Origin of the sequence: Clostridium rectalis (assembly GCF_900626095.1) — a bacterium.
In the GTDB taxonomy this organism is placed as follows: Bacteria; Bacillota; Clostridia; order Clostridiales; family Clostridiaceae; genus Clostridium_AS; species Clostridium_AS rectalis.
Map to the genome: position 1 here is coordinate 85,376 of NZ_UYZZ01000007.1, position 23,351 is coordinate 108,726.

Sequence of the window (23,351 nt, forward strand, 5' to 3'; positions counted from 1 at the left end):
GTTTATTAATATATATATTACAATACTTTAATAATAATAGAGTTATTATATATAGTAGCTTAAAGATTTATTTAAAATAATAATATGGAGGTATTTTATGAAATTACTTTTGACAAATGATGATGGAATAAACGCATTAGGACTGCATATACTAGCTAAAAAGCTTGAAAAAGAACATGATTTAATAATAGCTGCCCCAAGTCTTCAAAAAAGCGCTAGTAGTCATTCCATAACAATTTTAAATCCTATTTCAATTAAAGAAGTAAAATTACCGGGAATAAAATCCAAATCTTTTAGTATAGGGGGAACTCCTGCAGATTGTGTCAAAGTAGCAATAAATAAACTTTTGGATGATGAAATCGATATGGTTATTTCAGGTATAAACGCTGGGACAAATCTTGGTATGGATGTTTTGTATTCTGGTACAGTTTCTGCAGCTATAGAAGCTGCAATAAACAAAATTCCATCTATAGCTATGTCTTCAGAAATTAGAAATAATTTAGTTTATTATGAATCTGCAGCTGAATATGCTGCTATGATAATAAGTAAATCTAAACAAAATTTTACAAAAGAAGATTTGGTGTTAAACGTTAATGTACCTTGTGAAAACTTAGATTCCATAAAAGGGTTAAAAGTATGTCAATTAGGTGGAAGAATATATAATACTTATTTTGATGAAAAAATTAATGAAAACAATGAAACCTGTTTTTATTTAAATGGAAACCTATATAATAATCATAAAGAATCAACAGATGCATATTTACTGAGACAAGGATATGTTACCTTAACCCCTCTTCATTACGATTTAACTAATTTTAAAATATTAAATGATGTTTCAAATTGGTTTTAAGGGTACGTCTCAACTTTTGAGACGTACTTATTTTTTTAAATTTTTCTATTTTATATCTAATTTCTCCTTCATCATATTAAGATTCATAAGTCCCTGTACCCCATTATATACGTAACCCTGTTCATCTATAAATAAAGATGTGGGAAACCCTTGAATGCCATATAATTCCGTTATTTTACCATCAATATCTAAAATTGTTGTGAAATTATACCTTGATTCATCTAAATACTTTTTTACCGTTTTTTTATCCTCTCCAACATTTATAGCTAATATAACTATATTTTTATTCTTGTACTCATTATGAAGAGTTTGTATATCATCCAATTCCTCCTTGCAATATCCACACCAAGTTGCCCAAAAATTCAAATATACTTTTTTACCTTTTAAATTACTTAAAGTTATTTTATTTCCAAATACATCCTCCAGTGTAAAATCAATAGACTGAGTTTTTTTTACTTCGTCTTTATTTTTAATAGAAAAATTTTTATTATTTTGTTTGTATGTATACAATTTGGCTCCTCCTATGCCTATTATAAGAAGAGCTATTAAAACTATAAATAATACTTTTCTTTTCATACCATATCTCCCTCATCTGAATATATTATTTAAAATATAAGTTTTATTTGTAAAAGTCATTATTCCCATAATAATAAGTAAAATTCCGCTTACTATAGATGTTATATTAAAATACTTAGAAAATTTAAAAATATATTTAGATACTCCCTCTATTAAAAATGCTGATATTACAAATGGTATAGCCAAACCTAAAGAGTAAACTAATAATAGTAATATGCCCGCATTAATAGTTGCAAAGCTTCCTGTATATATTAAAATAGATGCCAATATAGGCCCTATACAAGGAGTCCAACCTATTGCAAATGCCATGCCCATAAAAATAGAACTAACCCCCGCTCTTATTTTACTTACATTAATTAACCTTTTTTCATAATAAAATAGTTTAATTTTTAAAAGCCCTGTGGTATGAATTCCAAATAAAATTATTAAACTACCCCCTATTTTCATAAATATACTCTTATAATTTATAAACAATTTACCTAATGATGTAATGGATACACCCATCATTATAAAAATCAATGAAAATCCTATAGTGAATCCTATAGATTTATAAATTACTGTAGTATTTTTGTATTTTAAATCCTCTATACAAGTTCCAGCAAGATAAGACAAATACATTGGAACAAGAGGCAAAACACAAGGTGAAAAAAACGAAAGAACCCCAGAAGAAAAAGCCAGTAGTATAGATATATTATTTTGCAAACTATAACCTCCTATAAAATTTATTAATTATCTATTATATTATAACTAACATTTATAAAGATATTATTAAAAAAATAAATATTGAAGTAAATTATACTTTAATATATAATTTATAAAAATTCAAACATTAAGATGGGGGTGTATATTATGATTAAAATATTTGAAGATTATTATAAATCTCCTATAGGATATATTAAAATAACTTCATCTGACAACACTATTTTAGCTGTTAATTTTATTGATTCTATAAACAAAAAATCATCTAATAACTCTATTACTTCTATGTGTATAAGTCAGCTAGATGAATATTTCAAAGGTATAAGAAAAATGTTTAATTTACCTATAAGTCCAAACGGAACAAATTTTCAAAATAGGGTTTGGAATGAACTTACAAATATTCCATACGGAACTACAGTATCATACAAAGACATTGGTGAAAAAATTGGTAATAAAAATTATTCTAGAGCAGTAGGTAATGCTAATAACAAAAATAAAATAGTAATAATTATACCTTGCCATAGGATTATAGGTTCTAATAAAAAGCTGGTTGGTTATGCTGGTGGACTATGGAGAAAACAATGGCTTATAGAACATGAAAAAATACATCTAACAAAATAATCTAATTTTTCTAAGGTTTATTTGAATATTTTACCTTTAATAATTTAATATACTTTAGTTAAAACTATAATAATAATATATACACAAACAATGAATATATTTCAAAATTAAATATTTTATTCTTGACATTAAATCTTTAAACTATTATAATATTTAGATAAAAGTATACAAAAATACTATGACGGGAAGAGTAGTTAAAGGTCGTAACCTAAGCGAATTGATGATGGTGTAAGATCAATGTGAAACCTTTATTGAAGAACATCCCAGAGTTTCTAACCGAAATTAGTATATAAGAGTAGGCTTAGAGGTAACCAAAACCTTATATTTGGTACATATAGATTTATTCTGTGTGGATAAAAGTGGCCAATTTTGGCAAGTTGGGTGGTACCGCGAATTCAGTCTTTCGTCCCTTTATTTAGAGGATGAAGGGCTTTTTTTATAGTAATTTAAAATTTAAGGAGGTCAAATTAGTAATGGAAAAGATATTTATTAAACAACTTTATAGAGAAACTGAAAAGTTTACAGATAAAGAAATCAGTATATCTGGTTGGATAAGAACAGAAAGAGTATCTAAAAACTTTGGTTTTATAGAACTAAACGACGGGAGTTTTTTTAAAAACGTACAGATAGTATTTGACGATAAGTTAGATAATTTTAAAGAAATCTCTAAACTTGCAATTAGTTCATCCTTAACTGTTCAGGGTAAGGTAGTAACCACCCCTAATGCAAAACAACCTTTTGAAATACATGCATCGAATATATTAATAGAGGGGCTTTCTTCTTCAGATTATCCTCTGCAGAAAAAAAGACATTCACTTGAGTATTTAAGAACTATCGCTCATTTGAGACCAAGAAGTAATACTTTTTCAGCAGTATTTAGAATACGTTCATTAGCTGCTTATGCTATACATAAATTTTTTCAAGATCAAAACTTTGTATATGTTCATACTCCAATAATTACAGGCAGCGATTGTGAAGGTGCAGGTGAAATGTTTAAGGTTACAACTTTAGATTTAAATAATGTTCCTAAAAATGAGGAAGGTAATATTGACTACTCTAAAGACTTTTTTAACAAGGAATCTAACCTTACTGTAAGCGGTCAGTTATCAGCTGAAACCTATGCTCTTGCTTTTAGAAATGTTTATACTTTCGGGCCTACATTTAGAGCAGAAAATTCTAATACTGCAAGACATGCTGCTGAATTCTGGATGATAGAACCTGAAATGGCTTTTGCAGAGTTAACTGATTATATGGATGTTGCAGAACAAATGGTTAAATATGTAATAAACTATATTATGGAGAATGCACCAGAAGAAATGCAATTTTTTAATAATTTCATTGATAAAGGATTATTTAATAGATTAAAAAATGTTACAGAATCTAGTTTTGCTAGAATAACATATACAGAAGCTGTAGATATATTAGTAAAATCAGGTGAAAAATTCCAATACCCTGTAAAGTGGGGTATAGACCTTCAAACTGAACATGAAAGATATTTAACAGAAAAAATATATAAAAAGCCTGTATTTGTCACTGATTATCCAAAGGATATAAAGGCATTTTACATGAGACTAAACCATGATGGCAAAACTGTTGCTGCCGCGGATTTACTAGTTCCTGGTATTGGAGAAATAATAGGTGGAAGCCAAAGAGAAGAAAGGCTATCTATTCTTGAATCTAGAATGAAGGAACTAAACTTAAATAAAGAAGATTATTGGTGGTACTTAGAATTAAGAAAATATGGTGAAACAAAGCATTCAGGATTTGGTTTAGGTTTCGAAAGAATATTAATGTATATTACAGGAATGTCAAATATAAGGGATGTTATACCATTCCCTAGAACAACAGGTTCTGCGGAATTTTAAAGCTAATAAATATACAAAAAAGCCTCAATATGAGGCTTTTTTAAGCTATATTAGATTTTTTAAATCTTCTATGTTGAAACTCTATTATTTTTTTATCTAAAACTTCTCCATCTCTTATAATTATAGAATCTGATAATACTTTATTGTCATCTTCTCTGCCGTCAATTAATATATCAATATATTTATATATTTGTTCACTAATAGATTCAGTTGCAGTTTTATAAAATAGTGAAGGAGTATGATCAACTACATAATGCATAACTCCATCTACATAATAAGTAGGGTTTTCTATTGTTGTAATTTTACTGGTTTCTACACCCTTATTAGCATCACAACTAACATCTATTATAATAGCATCCTTTTTCATTTTATTTAAATCTTCCCTATATATTAAATGATCTTTTCTAGTGGTATCCCATAATATAGCATTTACAATTACGTCATATTTTCCTATTTCCTTTCTCAATAGCTTTTCCATATTTCTACTATATACAGTTATATCTGCTCCTAATCCATTTAGTATTCTATAAGCACCTCTTGCAGTGTTCCCTCTTCCTAAAATAGCTACCTTAGCTTCATAAGGGAACTTACCATACTCACAAAATGCTTGCATTATAGCGGCTTCTCCTGCTATTTCATTATTTCTCCAAAAGACATGTCTTCCTCCTTCATACATATCTTCCCAAGCAATAGCAGTTAATCTCTTTTCTAATAATAAATCTGTAAGCTCTCTATTTTGAACTGCATGTACCCATCCAAAAATTATTTGTTCATCATCTAAGTCCTTAATGTAATCTCCATCTCCTATTTTAGGATCACAAACTATATCTTTTTTTAAAGCCTCTTCTCTACTAACAATATTCGCTCCTAATTTTATATATTCCTCATCATCTATTCCAAATTTTTCACCATACCCTGTTTCAAAAAATAACTGCTCTGGATAATTCAACTTTTTAATATATTTAGGAAGTAACGCCGTTCTCTTTTCATTTTCTTTTGGACTTAATATAAATCCAATAGTTCTCATTGAATACCATCTCCTTAAACTTCTTACAATCGCATTACGCATTACAAGTTGTTACTTTCCTTTTTAAAACTTTAATGCATATTATTATTATAGTACATTTTCTAAACAATCTACAACCTACAACTTATAGATTAAACTCAAGTTGTAGGCTGTAAAATCAATTTATTAACAATTACTCCACACTTTCTTATCCATCCTATGTAATTCTCATCATATCTAAAGAATATGTTTAATTGAAATTTGAATTATACCTTTCATTCCTTAATATAATTAAATTTATAGAGTTTAAATTATAAATATTATGAACTTATTTTGTTTTACATGAATTAAGTTCATATAAATCGTTTCCATCTCGTTATTTATAGGTTTTTCTAGTACATGTTAACTTTTTTTCATGTAACCGATTCCAAAATCTTTCAATATTTTTTAAATTTAGATAAAATATATATATAGTATTATAAAGAACTATGTCAAATTATTTGTTTTTATAAAAAAGTATACGGAAAGGCGGCTTTTCATATGAATCTTCAAAATCTTTTTGCAATGCAGGAGAAATTAGACCAACATATTATAGAACAACATGGTTTACATAACGAACCCTTATTGTCTGAAAAACTATTAGCACTCCAAGTTGAGATTGCTGAACTTGCCAATGAAACTCGTTGTTTTAAATTTTGGAGTAATAAAGGACCCTCATCTAAAGAAGTTATTTTAGAGGAGTATGTCGATTGTCTTCATTTTATACTAACAATAGGTATTGATGAAAAGTACACTGATTTTAATCCCAATATATCAAATGATATTATTAAATCTAATACTACTGATCAATTTTTAAATTTATATATAGATTTAAATGACTTTATAATATGTTCGTCAAAAGATCATTATGAAACCTTATTTGAAGATTTTTTGTCTTTAGGAATATCCCTTGGATTTTCTGAGGAAGATATTGAAAGAGGATATTATAAAAAAAATATGATAAATCATGAAAGACAAGTAAGTGGATATTAAATAAAAAGATAGGGAATTCTCTATCTTTTTTTATTTTTTTCATAAATATTTTTACTATGGAAATACTAATTCCGGGAAGGTGATTATATATGCTTGGAATTATTTTTTCAATTTTAGCAGGAATATGTATGAGTGTTCAAGGTGTATTTAATACTCGTGTAGGAGAGAAAATAGGAATCTGGGAAACCAATGTAATAGTTCAAGGTACAGCTTTTTTATTAACTTTTATAATAGTTTTATTTTTAGGTGATGGTAGTTTTAAAAATCTAAAACATACAAATAAATTGTATCTTTTAGGTGGAGCTTTAGGCGTTATAATAACTTTTACAGTAATGAAAGGAATATCATCACTAGGTCCTACATACTCTATTGCAACTATACTTATTGCACAACTTACTGCAGCAGCTTTAATCGATGCTTTTGGTTTATTTGGTTCCGAACAAATAAGCTTTGGTGCTACAAAAATATGTGGTGTAATAATTATGATAATAGGTATAGTAATTTTTAAATGGAAAAGCTAATAAGACATGTAATAAGCCCTTACATGTCTTATTATTTATTATATAAAATTTTTATTCATATGAGTATATGCCTTCCATGGTATAAAATTAAACATTCCATAAAAATCGTACAAATCTGTCCAGTCTATACACATTGCCTTAGTGCCTTTATCCTTTAATATCTCTAAAGATTTCCATAATAAAGTTATTCCTAGTCTTTTTTTTCTATATTCTTTATCTATACCTATAGGACCTAAGCCTCCATAATTTTTTCCTAAAAGCTTTCTCCAATATATAGGGGGACCTATTATAATACTTTCCTTATGATATATCCTACTAAAACCTATTATAGTATTTTTATTTAAATCCTTAAGTATTATAATTTCATTCCCATCTATACCCTTATTCAAATCATTAACTATATCCCCTAACCATCTACCTGGAAAATTTTTCTCAAAAAAAATTTCTAGCTTATTCCGTTCATTACTATTATAATATTCTATTTTAAACTCCTCATCTGAATTTAATTTTATTTTTTTTAATCTCTTTAACTCCGTAAAATCAACTTTACTTATATCATTTATAAGATCAGATGATATATTACTATCTTTATAACCATTATTATTAAAAAAATTTTTGCACTCTATAAACTCCATGGGCATTCCAGGGAAAAAATGAGATGAATCTCTTCCTAATTCTATACGTTTTACACCTCTTGCTAAAAGTATATTTTCTGCTATATACAAAAGTTTACTTCCAATACCTTGGTTCCTATATTTAAAGTCAACTACTATAGAGTTTATATTACCTTGAGTCTTATCCGGCTCTATAATACCATTCTTATATATCTGTTGCTTGAATATTATAAAACCCAGCAATTTATTCTCTACAAATGCTCCTATAATATCTTTTCTTAATAGATTTCTATCTTTAGTTATATTTTGATGAAATAAGCCATTATCCAATGGAAAAATATTTCCTATGTTATTATTCCATAACCTAACTATCTTAAATAGTTCTTGTGACTCTATCATTCTATAACATAGGCTCATCATATCACCCACTTTACATAAAAAATTTCATTTAACTTAATATTCTATAGTAACTGGGCATTTTCCTTTACATTTTATTTCTCCTGTAACAATTTTTATCAAACTTTTTATAGAATTAGGGGTATATTCATAAACAAGTATAGCACCTTTAACAAATTTAAATTCATCTATATCATAAGGATTCCTCATAACAATAGCCAAAATATTTTTGTTAACCTCATATATGCTTTTTATTAACTCTACTTGTTCCTTATTAAAACATGCATTATAAGTACATACTATTATTTTATCCTTCACTTTACTTTTGTTAGTTATATTTTTTATAAAGTTATCATTTGGTTTTAAGTCCATTATGTTTGTATCATAATTAGGATATTGTTTTTTAAAAGCATCTACTATATCAATATTTTTTATTTCATCATCAATTCCAACAAGTACTTCAGCTTTTGGCCCAACAACAAGATTATTATCTTGTGGATTAAGTGGTAAAAAATCCTTGCCATTTAATAAAGTTATGCTCTTTTCACTTAATGTCCTTGCAAATTTTTTATGAGCATCTTGATCTATAATTTTTTTAGCATCTTGAATAGAGGACTTCATAAATCTATTTACTTGTACCTTTTGTTTAAACTCCAATATTCTTTTTACTGAATCATTAATTCTCTCCTCTCCTATTTCCCCTTTACAAACTTTGTCTAGAATAATATTAAAAGCACCTATCTGCTTTTCGAAGGTATGTGATATGCAAACTAAATCTGCCCCTGCATTTAATGCCATATATGCAGCTTTTTCAGTACCAAAAAAATCATCTATAGCTTTCATCTCCATACAATCTGTTAAAATTAATCCTTTAAATCCTAAATTATTTCTTAATAATTTAGTTATAACCTGGTAGGATAATGTAGCTGGAAGTCTTGCTTTCTCATATGAAGGGAATAAAATATGAGCAGTGGTTATAGCCTTTATACCACCTTCTATAGCTTTTCTAAACGGATATAATTCAATCTGTTCTAATCTACCTAAATCATAGTTAACACTACTTAAGTCTATATGAGAGTCAATGGATGTATCACCATGTCCTGGAAAATGTTTTCCGGTAGCAATCACTCCACTCTCTTGGATTCCCTTTATATAAGCCCTTCCTAATTTAGCAACTCTACAAGGATCCTCACCATAACTTCTTACACCGATAACTGGATTATTCCTATTATTATTTACATCTAACACAGGAGCTAAATTAAAGTTAATTCCTAGTGCCATTAATTCTTCCCCTGAATATTTTCCACATAAATAGGCATCCTTTTCATCCCCACCTGCAGACAATGCCATATTTCCCGGGAAAAATGTAGCCCCTTTAGTTATCCGAGTTACCATTCCTCCCTCTTGATCTATTGCTATGAAAAGAGGATGTCCATTTTCACTTATGGATAAATTCTGTAACTCCTTATTTAGTCCATATAATTGTTCTATATTTTTAAAATTTCTTGTAAATAAAATTATATTTCCAATATTATATTCTTTTATTGCCCTCACTATATTAGTATTTAATTCATAGCCATCGAATCCTATCATAAGCATTTGACCTATCTTTTCACGTAAAGACATCTTATTTATTTCCATTAAATACACTCCTCAATATTAATATAGGTGATATTTTTCCTTTATAAGCTTAAATTTCTTACTTTCTTTCCTCCACTTAGATATAATTTCCTCTAAACTTAGAACCCCATCCCTTATATATTCACAACCTGTATTATAATCAACTAGTGATTTTTTGTTTACAGTAAAAGGCTTTATAAAGTAAAAATTTTCTTTGCTAAAATGTCTTATATAATAAAATAATGTTAATCCCGTTTCTAAGGAGTTAAATTTAATTCTATCTAATACATGTATCTGCACTCCCTTACATAATTCATTTTTATATTTTGAAAAAGTAGGAATAAAATGTGCTGGGGTAAATTTTACCCCAGGAAGATTTAAACTATTCATCTCTTCTGATAATTCAAATGAATTTAGAAAAGGAGCTCCTATAAGTTCAAAGGGCTTTGTAGTTCCCCTACCTTCTGATATATTTGTCCCCTCAAATATACATGTTCCAACATAAACTAAGGCTGTATCAATGGTTGGTATATTAGGTGATGGCATTACCCATGGTAGCATTGTATCCTCAAAATACATTTCTCTTTTCCATCCTTGCATTTTTGCCACAATTAAATTACAATCAATTTTAAATTCTTTATTAAAAAGCGTAGCAATTTCTCCAATAGTTAATGCATATCTTTGAGGTATTGGATATAATCCTATAAAGGATTTAAAATTAATATCTAAAATATTACCCTCTACTTTGACACCTCCAATTGGATTAGGTCTATCAAAAATGACAAATGTTTTATTATAATCCTTGCAGCTTTTCATTACATAAGCCATGGTATATAAATAAGTATAAAATCTCGCTCCCACGTCTTGAATATCAAAAGCTATTATATCTATATCTTTAATCATTTCATAAGTTGGCTTTTTATTTTTACCATAAAGGCTAAACACGTTTATCCCAGTTTTATCATCAATATAGTCTTTTATAACTTCTCCTGCCTGTATATCTCCTCTTATTCCATGCTCAGGGGAATATAGTGAAACCAAATTAGTGTTTTTATTTAAAATATCTATAGTACTTTCAAAGGCACTATCTATCCCTGTAGTATTAGTTACAAGTCCTACCCTTTTTCCCTGAAATTCGTTAATGTACTTATTTAAATTATCTATGCCCAACTTAACTTTATTCATAAACTTCCCTTCTATTAAATTTTATTTAATTCAGCAATAACTGAGTTATGAAATACTCTTCTAAACCTTATGATTTTATTATTTTCCCTTGAAAAGTGTACTCTATTAGTTAGTAGTATTATATATACTCCAAGCCTTCTATCTATCCATATGGAGGTACCGGTAAATCCAGTATGTCCAAATGCTCCCTCACTTATTAACTCTCCTCCCGAGCTATTTTCTCCATGGGCTTTTACACAAAATCCTAATCCTCTACTTTCCCCTAATGTTTTAGTATAATTATTAATCATACACTCTATAGTATTCTCACTAAAAAGATATTTTCCGTATTTATTATCATTATCCTTAAAATATAGTAAGCTATCACAGTATTTGCATAAATCCTGTATATTAGAAAATAATCCTGCATGCCCAGATATCCCATTTAAATATCTAGCATTCTCATCATGAACTATACCCTTTAAATAACTTTTAGACTCATTATCAAACTCCGTAGAAGCAATATTTTTATTATTTTTTGGATTAAAACTGGTGTCATTCATACCAAGAGGTTTAAAAATATATCTATAGCAACTCTTATCAAACCTATCTTGTAAAACTTTTTCTGTTATATATCTTAATATTATAAAATTACTATCACTATAAATTACCTTCTGTCCAATATCACATTGGAGCTTTGAATCAGCTATTACATGTAAAATGTCATTAGATGTTTTACATACTTTATATAATGGTATAAAAGGCATAAATCCCGTGGTGTGAGTTAAAAGATTTATTATTTTTAACTCATTATGTTTTTGAAATTGTGGTAAATAAAATCTTACATTATCATATAATGATATCTCTCCCATTTCTATTAATTTCATAATAAGGGGAGTGGTTGCTACAACTTTAGTAAGGGATGCTAAATCAAATAGTGTATTTATCATCATCTTTTGCCTTTTAGGATATATCTGACTATAACCACAAACAAACTTATCTACCACGCCAAATTTACTACCAATTAGAACCGCGGCACCTGGGAATACTTTATTGTCTATTCCTACATTAAGCATTTTAAAAGATTTTTTTAATATCATGATTTACTTCACTGGAAAATAATCAAATATTTGTTTTATGCCTAATGGTTCTATAGCAAAAGTCTCTGCTCTTTCTCTCCTACATTCTGCACCTCTAACTATACTTAATGCATTATAATAATCTAAATATTTAAAATAAGGACTATTACCTATAAATTCATAGCTTTTTAAAGCTTCAATCCATATATTATAAGTCTCAGAAACATCTATATATATATATGGTTTAAAATCTTCAGGATCCTCCCAATTCTCTGCAAAATATAATGCCCTTATACAGTGTGGAGATAAATCCCTTTGAAATGATTTTATTGATGCATAAAAAACTGCATCCTTAACTATTTTGTAAGTAGCTTCATGATCTTTGTGTATACTATTTTTCCAATGAGTTATTAAAATATCTGGCTTATATTGTCTTATTAAATCACATACATAAAATTTAACCTCTTCTGAATCCAAGAGTTCCCCATCCTTATAAGGTAGTATCATAGCCTGGGCCCCTATCTTTCCAGCAAACTCATTCGCCTCTTTATCCTTTTGTTTTTTATACACATCCCCACTTAGGATAGGGTGACCTTTCTCTCCAGAAGTCATATGCACTAATGTAACTTTATGCCCATTCATAGCATATTTAGTTAGTACAGCTCCACAGGTTAGTTCCATATCACCTGCATGAGCTCCTATTGCCATTACATGTATCTTCTTATTATCCATACCTATACCTCCTTTTCAAATAAAGCCCATTGCCTAACCTCTGTAAAACCTGCATAATCATATATATATTTCGCATTGCCATTTATTGACGTAAAAAGTGACATAAACTTTGCTCCTTCATTCTTAAAATTTTCACATAAATTAAAGAACAAAACTTTTCCTATACCATTTCCCATATAATCCTTTTTTACCCCTATTCCAGAAAACCTCCCTCTGCCGCTACGTTCTATATCAATAGGTCCTGCAAATCCACATACACTATTTCCATCTATTGCAACTAAAATTGGAGTAGAATTTTCCTTCTTTAAATGTTCCTTAATTTCTCTTCGCCAAAGCTCATTCCCTAAACTGTCAAATAATTCATCTAATCCACTATGTTTATCTGAATTATAAGCTTCAATAAATATATTCTTATTCTTTAATCTTTCCTGTTTCATTTTTATCTTTTCATTTATTTTGAAATTCCTTAGCACTCTATACATGGATACTTCCTTTGTTCTTTCTCTATACCCTATAGACTTAAAGAATTTATATCCATCTCCATTCACATCTACTCCTGGTGCATTAGGATGATCATGTATACTACTATTTGGTATATACCATGGTATATTTATAGGATTAAAGAAATCTATTCTTATAAACTTCTTACCTTGTCCTATAAAATAATTTTCTAAATTGTTCACTAGAGCTTTGCCATAACTCATCCTTCTAAAATTCTCTTTTACAATAATCATAGTTATATATCCTGTTTTTAAGTCATCTATTTTATCTAATAAAAATTCTTTTCTATTTACGCCGTTTATAAACCCTATAATCTGTTTATCACAAATACATACAAAAGTGCTGTCTAAACTAAAATATGGACTATCAATAAATATTTGTCTAAAAGTTCGTAAATCCATTGGTTTATAAATAAAATTTTCATTACAGCATTCATTCCATAATTTGATCACATCTTTAGTATACTCACATTTGAATTTATCAATAAAAACTTTTTTATTCTCCATGTATCTACATTTCCTCCGCTTCTTTATATTTTGAAAGTACATTTTTATATATATTTATAAGTAATACAGATAATACCCCAAAATATAATAAGGGTAAACTCACTACAGTTAATATAAGAAGTATTAGAATAGCTAATATCTGGATAAAAGTTCCTACAGTATATATAGGATTATCTAAAAATAACCTTATAGATGTTTTCATTGCCACTGAAAGTTTTATTCCCTCTGTCATTAGTATTGGAATAGTATAAAGTTGAGATAGAATAACCATTATAAAAAAGTAGGTCTGAAACATAGCTATAGTAAATGAACCTACTGTTTTTATCTTTAAATAATACCACCAAGATGATGATACTATAAAAATATTTATCCCTAATATTAGTCCATATAATAATCCTTTTAGGTAAAATTTTTTTATCCCTTTAAATACTGTAGTATATTTAAAGGGCTTTCTGTTTAATTTGATATTCATAGCATAATAAGCCCCCATAAAACAAGGCATAGCAACTAGAAGTAAATATAACATACCTACCGGTAAAAACATAAACAAGCAGGGCAATATAGGGATGGAAGTTAGTAAACTCACAACTACTATTTCTAATATATTTTCATAAATATCATGTCCACTTTTTTTTAATACATTACTTAAAGTATTCATAAACTCCTCCTAATTTATATAAAATTAAGCTTCAAAAATATAATATCTTTTTAGATATTAATTTTTGAAGCCACACTTATAATTTATAAAGCCATTTCCGTTTCTTTATCGAATATATGAATTTTATCTGCATCAAATACAAGAGTAGCTTTATCTTTATATTCTAACTTACTTTGTGGAGAAACTCTTGCAGTAATTGTGGTTCCCCATTTATCAAAATATAAAAGATTTTCTGATCCTAATTTTTCCACAACTTTTATATTTCCACATATCTCAACTTTACTTTTTACAGTTTCACAGTAATAGCTATCATGAATATCCTCTGGTCTTATACCTATAATTATATTTTTTTCATTATATTCAGAAATGATATTTTTATATCTTTCTGGTAATTGGATATTTAAATCCTCTGCTACAAGCTTATTTTCTTCAATCCTACACTCTATAAAATTCATAGAAGGTGCTCCAATAAATCCTGCTACAAACATATTTTTAGGACTATTATAAAGTTCATCAGGTGAAGCTATTTGTTGAATAACTCCATTATTCATAACAACTATTCTTTGTCCTAAAGTCATAGCCTCAACTTGATCATGAGTTACGTAAACTATTGTAGTCCTAAGTTTCTTATGAAGCTCAGAAATTTCTATCCTCATTTGTACCCTAAGCTTGGCATCTAAATTTGACAAAGGTTCATCAAATAAAAATACTTTAGGATTTCTAACTATTGCCCTTCCAACAGCAACTCTTTGTCTTTGTCCTCCTGAAAGTTCTCTTGGTCTCCTATCCAATAATTCCTCTATACCAAGTATTTGAGAAGCTCTTTTAACCTTTATTTTAATTTCTTCTTTAGGTACTTTTAAATTTTTCAATCCAAAAGATAAATTTTCATATATAGTCATATGTGGGTATAATGCATAGTCCTGAAAAACCATTGCTATATTTCTTTCTTTTGGATGTAAATCATTTACAAGCCTATCTCCAATATATATATTACCTTTAGTTTGCTTCTCAAGGCCTGCAATCATTCTTAAAGAAGTAGTCTTCCCACATCCAGACGGTCCTACAAACACCATGAATTCTTCATCTTCTATAGTAAAATTAGCATCATTTACCGCCAATACCTTGCCCCTTTTTTCATCCTTGAACTCCTTTGTAACATGTTCAAACATTATTTTTGCCATTTAAATTCCCCCTTAACCTTTAATAGCCCCTATAGTTATTCCTTGTAGAAAATACTTTTGTAATGAAAAAAACAATATAAACATTGGTATAGATGCAATTACTGATCCCGCCATCATTGGTCCATACATAGTAGAATCTACAAATCTAAAAGAACCTAGCCCAACTTGTATAGTCCTCATAGTACTCGATTCCGTAACAAGTAATGGCCAGAAAAAATCATTCCAATGGGCAACAAAAGTAAATATTCCCATAACAGCAAGTCCAGGTTTAGCTAAAGGTAATATAACTTTTCTATATATCCCAAATTCACTACAGGCATCTATTCTTGCTGCATCTATAAGTGTAGTTGGTATTGATGTCATATATTGTTTCATTAAAAATATATTGTATATAGAAACTAGGGACGGAATTATAAGGGCAAAGTAAGAATCTGCCATATTAAATATATTTTTTATTAATATATAAAGAGGTATTAAGGTTACTTGCCCTGGAATCATTATTACACACATTAGTGTCCAAAATATTGTATTTTTACCGGGGAATCTTAGTTTAGAAAATGCATATCCTGCCATTGATGCAAACAATAAATTAGATAGTGTTATTATTCCTGAAACAAGCAATGAGTTAAATAACCATCTTAATACATTTTTATTGAATGTAAAAAAATATTTATAAGAATTCAAAGTAAATTCAGTTGGTATTAAACTAAATTGCAAACTGGCAGATGTACTTGGGTCTGTAAAAGAAGTAATTACCATGAAATATAAAGGTAAAATTGTTAATATACACCATACTATTAAAATAGCGTATGTTACAATCCTTTTAATATAAAAACACTTATTTTTCTTCTCTATAATTACAGGTACTTTCCCATCCTGCAACTTTATTTCTGACATACTTCTCCCTCCCCTAATATTCAACATCAGATCCTAAATATTTGAATTGTAATACAGAAATAGTAACTATTATAATTGCTAAAATAAAAGACTCTGCAGCTGCCATTCCAAACTCAAAATATGAAAAAGCATGATCATATATTAATAAAGCTATAGTAGTTGTTGCATGGTCTGGTCCACCCCCTGTCATAAGATAGGCATTCATAAATACCTGAAAAGAACCAATTATTCCCGTAACAAACATATATAATGTAGTAGGTTTTAGTAGAGGCCAAGTTATATTTTTAAATTTTGACCATGTTCCCGCAGCGTCTATATCTGCTGCCTCATATATTGTTTTTGGTATTCCTCCCAAAGATGCTAAGTATAAAATAATTCCTCCACCATGCCCTCCTAAATAAGTCATAAACATTAATGAAAAAAGAGCTGTGCTTTTTTGACCTAACCAGTTCATATTAGAATATCCAAACCAACTTATAAATCTATTTATTAAGCCTTCTGGCATAGGATCATACATACATAACCATACAAGCGACATAGTTACACCAGAGGTTACAGCTGGTAAATAAAAAGCTGCTTTAAAAAAGGTTTGCGATTTTTTATTTAATTGAAATATAAGTAATGCTATAAATAAAGAAATTAATACGTTAATTGGAACAGTTCCGAATGTATATACTAATGTGTTTATTAGAGATTTTTTAAATAATTCACTTTTAAAAACTTGTCTATAATTATTCAATCCAACCCATATTGACTGTGATACATTATATTCCTGAAAGCTCATTATAAATGCCCTTATTAAAGGGTATAAAGTAAAACAAACAAATAATAATACTGGCAATGCTATAAATACATAGCACCAACCATAATCAGATAGGAATCTTTTAAAGTTTCCAGGTCTCTTTACTGTTTTTGTTATACTCTCCATATAATTAACACCCCTTAATTCTTAATATGGCTTAAGGAAATTAATCCTTAAGCCATTATATTTACTTCTCCTTAAATATCTCTAAAGCTTTTTCTTTTAAAGAATTATACATCTGTTCAGGTGTTATATCCCCTCCAAGAAGAGCAGAGTATTTTGGTATTATAACCTCATCCTTAATTTTACTAGCTTTCTTAGCTATTTCTGGACTAATTTGTGCTGGTAAAGGTACATTTTTAAATAATTCATCTACTAATAATTTATTTTCACTTTTCATTGTATATTTATCTTTCCACATAGCTTCTCCTGACTTTGTTACCTGTGGTAAACATAAAACTTGTGCAGATGCACCTGCTTTTCCAGACGTTAATGCAAGTAAAACCTTTGCAGTATTCTTTAAATGATCCTCCTGAGATATATCCCCTTTATAGCTCTTTTGCTTATACATTGTATAACCATCTACCCCACCTGAAGATACGGGCTTTTCTATCTTATTATGAGGTTCTGGAAGTAACACAAAGTCCACTTCTTTTTGTCCTTTTGGCGCAGTACCATTCTTAACTTTAAGATTATTATCCCCAATAGTTACTTCATAATATGGCATGGCTTTTCCTATAATCATAGCTTGTTCTGTATATAAATATTCCATTCTCTTTTGTGGAGTAATTTGATTAGATTCTTTTGGCATAACTCCTTCATCTATTAATGATTTTATAAACTTTATAGTTTCTAAAAACTTAGAGTTTAAATAAGTATACTCATTTTTATCATTAACGGCATCAACTAAACCATTATTTGCAAGCATGTGATCTAATAATTCTGCTGACATAGAGCTTCCTCCCGCTCCATGGAATACAAAACCATACTGCTTTTTTCCTTCAGAATTTATCTTTGTACCTTTTTTAGTTGCTTGTTTAAATTCATCCCAAGTCCAACCTTCCTTCTGAATTTTTTTCCAATTAACCCCTGATTCCTCTAGTAACTTTTTATTACCACCTATAGTATGAATCTTCATATATAATGGTAGACCATATAATTTATTATCCACCTTCATATACTCAAGGGTATTAGTATAATAATCCTCTAACTGTTTTTTGTCTAAATACTTTTCTATATTAACAACTAACCCTGTTTGTACATATTTAGCAGATGGAACTACAAACATTAAATCCGGTGGTGTACCTGCATTGATTGCAGTATCAAATTTTTTCATTCCTTCTTGCCAAGAAAGCTCTTCAACATCAATTTTTATATTTGGATTTTTATTTTCAAATTCTTTTTTTATATTATCAAAATTTTTCTTATAATTTTTTTCTACCGGGAATGTCCAAACCTTTACTATGTCTCTATTTTCACTAGTAGTTTTATTTGATCCACACCCTAAAAACATAGAAGTTGATATAATAACAGATAGCGCCATAATAAATATTCTTTTATTATTTTTCACTTATACCCCCTCCTTAGGATTATAAAAAGCTCATATTATTACCACTTTTTATATAAAAATTCCATTAAATAACATGATACATTAATTTAAATAAACTTTCAATATTTTTTTATTTTGGTAAATTTATTTCATTTCATTTGCTAAATATTTGTTTTTCCTTATCCAATAAAGCATTATACATCTCATCTGAGGTTATATCTCCTCCTAAAAGTCCAGAATATTTAGGAACCATAACTTCATCCTTTATCTTACTAGCTTTTTTAGCTGCAGCCGGATCACATTGCACCGGTGATATAAAATTCTTAAATAAAGTATCTACAACTATCTTATTTTCAGGTTTCATAGTATATTTGTCCTTCCACATAGCCTCTCCTGATTTTGTTACTTGTGGAACACATAATACTACAGCTGATGCTCCTGCTTTACCAGAAGTCAAAGATACTAAAAAATTACTAACATTTTTTAAATGATCTTCCTGTGAGACTTCTCCTTTATAGGTTTTCTGCTTAAACATAGAGTACCCATCAACCCCACCAGCTGTTACAGGTTTTTGTCCCTCTGCATGTGGTTCTGGTAATAATACAAAATCCACTTCTTTTTGCCATTTAGGAGCTTTATTAGCTCTAACTTTAGCATTATCATCTGCTATTGTTACTTCATAATAAGCCATTGCCTTTCCTATAATCATAGCTTGTTCTGATGACAAATATTCCATTCTTTTTTGAGGAGTTATCTGGTTTGACTCTTTCGGCATAATTCCTTCATCTATTAATGATCTTATAAAATTTAAGGTCTCTAAAAATTTAGCATCTTTATAAGTATAGTTATTTTTTTCATCTACAGGATATGGTAGTCCATTATTTTTTAACATATGTTCTAATAATTCCGAAGACATAGATGGCCCTCCTGCACCATGGAATACAAAACCATACTGTTGTTTTCCCTCTAAGTTTTTCTTTGTACCTTTTTTAGCTATACTTTTAAATTCATCCCAATTCCAACCATTTTGTTGGATGTTTTTCCAGTCAACTCCTGCCTCTTCTAATAGTTTTTTATTGCCACCTATAGTATGAGGTTCCATATACAAAGGTAAACCATAGAGCTTACCCCCAACCCTCATATAATCTAATATATTAGGATAATAATCCTTTAAAGTTTTCTTGTCTACGTAATCTTCAATAGGTACAGCCAAACCTGTCTGAACATACTTTGCAGATGGAGCTACAAACATTATATCTGGTGGTGTACCTGCATTTATAGCAGTATCAAACTTTTTCATACCTTCAGACCAAGATAGTTCTTCCACTTCAATAGTTATATCTTTATTTTTCTCTTCAAAACCCTTTTTTATGTCAGCAAACGTTTTCTTATATTCCTTTTCTACAGGAAAAGTCCAAACTTTTATAGTATCAGTTTTCCCTGTTTTCCCATTAGCTGCATTAGTAGCTTTAGACCCGCAACCTGCCATTAAAGATATTGACATTACACTTGTAAGAAGAACAGCACATATTCTTTTCACATTTAACATAATAAACCCTCCATCTTTTAACATTTAAATATTAAATATTACCTAAACTTTTATATTTTTTAAAATAAAGAAACTTAATAGGGTATAGGTGTTATCTCTCCCAATATAACCGTTTTTTTAGCTCCAGTAGCATTTTTTACATTGCTAGGGATATTATTTATAGTCTCATTTGCTAAAATTGCAAAAGCTATAGCCTCTTTTGCATCAGATGAATATCCAAGCTCCTCCTGTATTAAAACCCTATATTTAGGTAATAAATCTTTTATCATAAATATTAATGTTCGATTATAACTTCCTCCACCTCCTAATATTATTTCCTGTATATTTATATTAGGAAATATAAATTTTTCATAATTATAAGTAATGGACTTGGCTGTAAACATAGTTAACGTGCATATAAAATCATTATCACTTATAGAATTTTTAAATCCCATTAAATAATCAACAAACTGACATCCGAAAAGTTCTCTCCCTGTAGTTTTAGGAGGCTTATGTCTTATATAATCTATCTTCATAAGTTTTTGTAATAGATCATAATTAACATTACCCTTTGATGCAAAGTACCCATTTTCATCAAAGGATTTTCCTTTTAATCTAAATACCACTTCATCTATAATCATATTCCCAGGCCCTGTATCAAATGCATAAACATCATCTATAGTACAATTAGCAGGTATTACTGTAACGTTAGCTATTCCCCCTATATTTTGTAGTAATCTATTTTTATCACTTCTATAAATTAAATATTCTGTGTATGGAACCAGTGGTGCCCCTTGTCCGCCTGCTGCCATATCCATAGCTCTAAAATTTGATACTACCTTAATACCAGTCTCATAAGCAATTATGGCAGGTTCCCCTACTTGAAATGTAGACTTAACAACATTGTTATTCTCATATGGAATATGATAAATAGTTTGACCATGACTGCCTATAAAAGATATTTTATTTAAAGGTATGCTACCCATATGGCATACTTCTTTTACTGCTTCTGCAAATATATATCCTAATTTAAAATTTAAACTACATATCTTTTCAACACTAGATTTTTCTTTATTACAGCATTGATTTATTTCTTCTTTTACAACAGTTTCAAATTTCTTTTTTATATATTTTATTAATCTAACCTTTGTAGTATTACCACACCCTTCTATTTTAACTAATGCTGCATCTATACCATCCAAAGATGTTCCAGACATTAACCCCACTACGTACTTTTCCATGAAGTTCCCTCACTTATTAACATTTTTTCATTAAATTATGATAAACACAAAAAAAACTTTCAACCTTATTATACCAAACTTTCTCAAATAATACCAATTTTTATAATAATTAAAAATTCCTTAAGTTTCTTAATTTCCATCACATTTAATACCATAAATGCTTATAATATATAATGGAATAATTTATAAGGAGTACTCTATGTTTGGATTTAAAACTAGAATAAGTGCTGATTTGAAAAAAATAGTCCATAATAAATACTATAAACATATTAGAGTTTTAATTAGCTGTAAAATCTTACAAGAAAAAATCAAATCCAAAATTAAAGGAAATGGTGGAGAAGTCATTTATTGTATAGACTCTATAAGTTGTATATGCGCTATAGTATCCCCAAAAATTATAGAAAGACTATTAGAGTTGCCAAGTATAGATTATATAGAATTAGATGATTTTGCTTTTTTATGCAATGATAACACTGATGGAATGGGCGTACTTAGATCTAATAAAATTATGTATCAGGAAAGATATAAACTTACGGGAAAAGGTATAGGCATTGGAATAGTAGATAGCGGCGTTTACCCACATCCTGATTTAATCCATCCTCATAGCAAAATAAAAAAATTTTTAGATTTAATAAATGACTATAAATACCCTTATGATGATAACGGTCATGGAACTTTTATATGTGGTTTAATTTGTGGAAATGGCTACTGCTCAAAAGGAATATATAAAGGTATAGCAGAAAATGCCTCTATCTTTGCCATTAAAGCCTTCAATAACATTGGTAGAGGATTTATATCAGACATATTATTTGCTATTGATATTCTAACAAATGAACAAGAAGATTTTAACTTAAAGGTAATTTGCTTACCTTTTGAACTTACTACTAATAATAGTTTTATATTATCCTTATTTAATAAACTATTTTCCATAGCCATAAATAAAGGTATGGTTATTATTGTTCCTTCAGGCCATAATGGAAACAGTGAATGTTCCATGCAGGGCATTGCCACACTAAACACTTGTATTACTGTTGGTGGGTTAGATACCACTTCTTCTATTATAAAACCTTATCCTAACTCATCTTCTGGTCCAATAAATAAAGTGGAAAAACCAGATTTATCTGCAGCCTGCGTGAATATTTATTCATTAAACTCAAACACTAATTATATATCCCAAAAAAATGGCGTCAAACTATACCCTAGGCCTTTGAATACACCTTATACTTGTTATACTGGTACTTCCTGTGCTGCAGCCTATATATCAGGTGTGTGTTCTTTATTATATGAAAATAATCCTAATCTAACATTTACAGATATTCTATCTTTATTCAAAATATCTTGTGAAATGCTAGATATATCTAAATGGGTTCAAGGGCGTGGAATGATAGATTTAAATAAATTGCTCCCATAAGACAATGTAAATTATTAAATAATTTTAATTACTATTAGAAATTAATTATATTATACTAATGTATATAAACAAAAGAGAGTTAAATTTTATGTTAAGTAATAATTTAAATAGAGCTATGAATGATGAAATAAACTTTCAAATGTTTTCTGAAAATATATATTTAGCTATGCAAGCTTATTTTTCATCTATAATAAAAAAATTAGAACGAATAAAAGATAATTCCTCCGGTATATTCATGTTAGATTCAGAACTATCCAAAAGAACATTTACCCCTCCAATAAATAGATAAGTAGAAAAAG

General features: G+C 28.7%; 23 protein-coding genes and 1 other annotated feature. Of the genes, 7 read left to right on the forward strand and 16 right to left on the reverse strand.

Annotation, left to right across the window (positions count from 1 at the left end; genetic code table 11):
- The first annotated feature begins 97 nt into the window (after positions 1 to 97).
- A complete protein-coding gene (gene surE, locus EJL03_RS11705) occupies positions 98 to 850 on the forward strand; it encodes a 5'/3'-nucleotidase SurE (protein ID WP_125154153.1) in 753 nt (250 codons plus the stop codon).
- A gap of 45 nt (positions 851 to 895) precedes the next feature.
- On the opposite strand, the gene EJL03_RS11710 is transcribed toward surE, so the two are convergent.
- Positions 896 to 1,426, reverse strand: coding sequence for a TlpA disulfide reductase family protein (locus EJL03_RS11710; RefSeq protein ID WP_125154154.1), 531 nt, complete (start codon positions 1,424 to 1,426; stop codon positions 896 to 898).
- A gap of 12 nt (positions 1,427 to 1,438) precedes the next feature.
- Positions 1,439 to 2,128: a cytochrome c biogenesis CcdA family protein gene (locus EJL03_RS11715; RefSeq protein ID WP_206427366.1), complete on the reverse strand. Its 690-nt coding sequence runs from the start codon at positions 2,126 to 2,128 to the stop codon at positions 1,439 to 1,441.
- A 147-nt stretch (positions 2,129 to 2,275) separates the two neighbouring features.
- Between EJL03_RS11715 and EJL03_RS11720 the strand changes: the two genes are divergently transcribed.
- Both EJL03_RS11720 and asnS read left to right on the forward strand, forming a co-directional pair.
- Positions 2,276 to 2,746, forward strand: coding sequence for a methylated-DNA--[protein]-cysteine S-methyltransferase (locus EJL03_RS11720; RefSeq protein ID WP_206427367.1), 471 nt, complete (start codon positions 2,276 to 2,278; stop codon positions 2,744 to 2,746).
- Positions 2,747 to 2,915: 169 nt separating this feature from the next.
- Positions 2,916 to 3,160 (forward strand) — a binding site (T-box leader).
- A gap of 59 nt (positions 3,161 to 3,219) precedes the next feature.
- Positions 3,220 to 4,611, forward strand: a complete 1,392-nt coding sequence (gene asnS, locus EJL03_RS11725; protein ID WP_125154155.1) for an asparagine--tRNA ligase — start codon at positions 3,220 to 3,222, stop codon at positions 4,609 to 4,611.
- A 40-nt stretch (positions 4,612 to 4,651) separates the two neighbouring features.
- On the opposite strand, the gene EJL03_RS11730 is transcribed toward asnS, so the two are convergent.
- A complete protein-coding gene (locus EJL03_RS11730) occupies positions 4,652 to 5,638 on the reverse strand; it encodes a N(5)-(carboxyethyl)ornithine synthase (protein ID WP_125154156.1) in 987 nt (328 codons plus the stop codon).
- Between the two features lie 519 nt (positions 5,639 to 6,157).
- On the opposite strand from EJL03_RS11730, the gene EJL03_RS11735 reads away from it, so the two are divergent.
- Positions 6,158 to 6,649 carry a dUTP diphosphatase gene (locus EJL03_RS11735; protein WP_125154157.1) on the forward strand — a complete coding sequence of 164 codons (492 nt, stop codon included), beginning with the start codon at positions 6,158 to 6,160 and terminating at the stop codon, positions 6,647 to 6,649.
- An 89-nt stretch (positions 6,650 to 6,738) separates the two neighbouring features.
- Positions 6,739 to 7,170, forward strand: a complete 432-nt coding sequence (locus EJL03_RS11740) for a DMT family transporter (RefSeq protein WP_125154158.1) — start codon at positions 6,739 to 6,741, stop codon at positions 7,168 to 7,170.
- 38 nt (positions 7,171 to 7,208) lie between these two features.
- Here the strand turns inward: EJL03_RS11740 and EJL03_RS11745 are convergent, their stop codons facing one another.
- The 13 genes from EJL03_RS11745 to anmK form a co-directional block, all read right to left on the reverse strand.
- Positions 7,209 to 8,183 (reverse strand): GNAT family N-acetyltransferase, encoded by a 975-nt coding sequence (locus EJL03_RS11745; protein ID WP_125154159.1) that lies wholly within the window; start codon positions 8,181 to 8,183, stop codon positions 7,209 to 7,211.
- 54 nt (positions 8,184 to 8,237) lie between these two features.
- Positions 8,238 to 9,821, reverse strand: a complete 1,584-nt coding sequence (gene nagZ, locus EJL03_RS11750; protein WP_125154160.1) for a beta-N-acetylhexosaminidase — start codon at positions 9,819 to 9,821, stop codon at positions 8,238 to 8,240.
- 18 nt (positions 9,822 to 9,839) lie between these two features.
- Positions 9,840 to 10,985: an exo-beta-N-acetylmuramidase NamZ family protein gene (locus EJL03_RS11755; protein ID WP_125154161.1), complete on the reverse strand. Its 1,146-nt coding sequence runs from the start codon at positions 10,983 to 10,985 to the stop codon at positions 9,840 to 9,842.
- A 14-nt stretch (positions 10,986 to 10,999) separates the two neighbouring features.
- Entirely contained in the window at positions 11,000 to 12,040 is a 1,041-nt protein-coding gene (locus EJL03_RS11760) for a serine hydrolase domain-containing protein (RefSeq protein ID WP_206427368.1), read from the reverse strand.
- 27 nt (positions 12,041 to 12,067) lie between these two features.
- The gene (locus EJL03_RS11765; RefSeq protein WP_125154163.1) at positions 12,068 to 12,775 is read right to left on the reverse strand and encodes a PIG-L deacetylase family protein; all 708 of its coding nucleotides are present in this window, start codon (positions 12,773 to 12,775) and stop codon (positions 12,068 to 12,070) included.
- A gap of 2 nt (positions 12,776 to 12,777) precedes the next feature.
- Complete coding sequence (locus EJL03_RS11770) at positions 12,778 to 13,782, reverse strand: GNAT family N-acetyltransferase (protein ID WP_164509070.1); 1,005 nt, start codon at positions 13,780 to 13,782, stop codon at positions 12,778 to 12,780.
- 4 nt (positions 13,783 to 13,786) lie between these two features.
- The gene (locus tag EJL03_RS11775; protein WP_125154165.1) at positions 13,787 to 14,440 is read right to left on the reverse strand and encodes a hypothetical protein; all 654 of its coding nucleotides are present in this window, start codon (positions 14,438 to 14,440) and stop codon (positions 13,787 to 13,789) included.
- Positions 14,441 to 14,523: 83 nt separating this feature from the next.
- Entirely contained in the window at positions 14,524 to 15,624 is a 1,101-nt protein-coding gene (locus EJL03_RS11780; RefSeq protein ID WP_125154166.1) for an ABC transporter ATP-binding protein, read from the reverse strand.
- A gap of 12 nt (positions 15,625 to 15,636) precedes the next feature.
- A complete protein-coding gene (locus tag EJL03_RS11785; protein WP_125154167.1) occupies positions 15,637 to 16,521 on the reverse strand; it encodes a carbohydrate ABC transporter permease in 885 nt (294 codons plus the stop codon).
- A 13-nt stretch (positions 16,522 to 16,534) separates the two neighbouring features.
- A complete protein-coding gene (locus EJL03_RS11790; protein WP_125154168.1) occupies positions 16,535 to 17,449 on the reverse strand; it encodes a carbohydrate ABC transporter permease in 915 nt (304 codons plus the stop codon).
- A 61-nt stretch (positions 17,450 to 17,510) separates the two neighbouring features.
- Positions 17,511 to 18,893: an ABC transporter substrate-binding protein gene (locus EJL03_RS11795; protein ID WP_206427369.1), complete on the reverse strand. Its 1,383-nt coding sequence runs from the start codon at positions 18,891 to 18,893 to the stop codon at positions 17,511 to 17,513.
- Between the two features lie 133 nt (positions 18,894 to 19,026).
- On the reverse strand, positions 19,027 to 20,421 hold the full coding sequence (locus EJL03_RS11800; RefSeq protein WP_125154169.1) for an ABC transporter substrate-binding protein: 1,395 nt from the start codon (positions 20,419 to 20,421) through the stop codon (positions 19,027 to 19,029).
- A gap of 74 nt (positions 20,422 to 20,495) precedes the next feature.
- On the reverse strand, positions 20,496 to 21,641 hold the full coding sequence (anmK, locus tag EJL03_RS11805) for an anhydro-N-acetylmuramic acid kinase AnmK (RefSeq protein ID WP_125154170.1): 1,146 nt from the start codon (positions 21,639 to 21,641) through the stop codon (positions 20,496 to 20,498).
- 199 nt (positions 21,642 to 21,840) lie between these two features.
- On the opposite strand from anmK, the gene EJL03_RS11810 reads away from it, so the two are divergent.
- Both EJL03_RS11810 and EJL03_RS11815 read left to right on the forward strand, forming a co-directional pair.
- Positions 21,841 to 23,052 carry a S8 family serine peptidase gene (locus EJL03_RS11810; RefSeq protein WP_125154171.1) on the forward strand — a complete coding sequence of 404 codons (1,212 nt, stop codon included), beginning with the start codon at positions 21,841 to 21,843 and terminating at the stop codon, positions 23,050 to 23,052.
- 88 nt (positions 23,053 to 23,140) lie between these two features.
- Positions 23,141 to 23,341 carry a hypothetical protein gene (locus EJL03_RS11815; RefSeq protein ID WP_125154172.1) on the forward strand — a complete coding sequence of 67 codons (201 nt, stop codon included), beginning with the start codon at positions 23,141 to 23,143 and terminating at the stop codon, positions 23,339 to 23,341.
- Positions 23,342 to 23,351 lie beyond the last annotated feature (10 nt).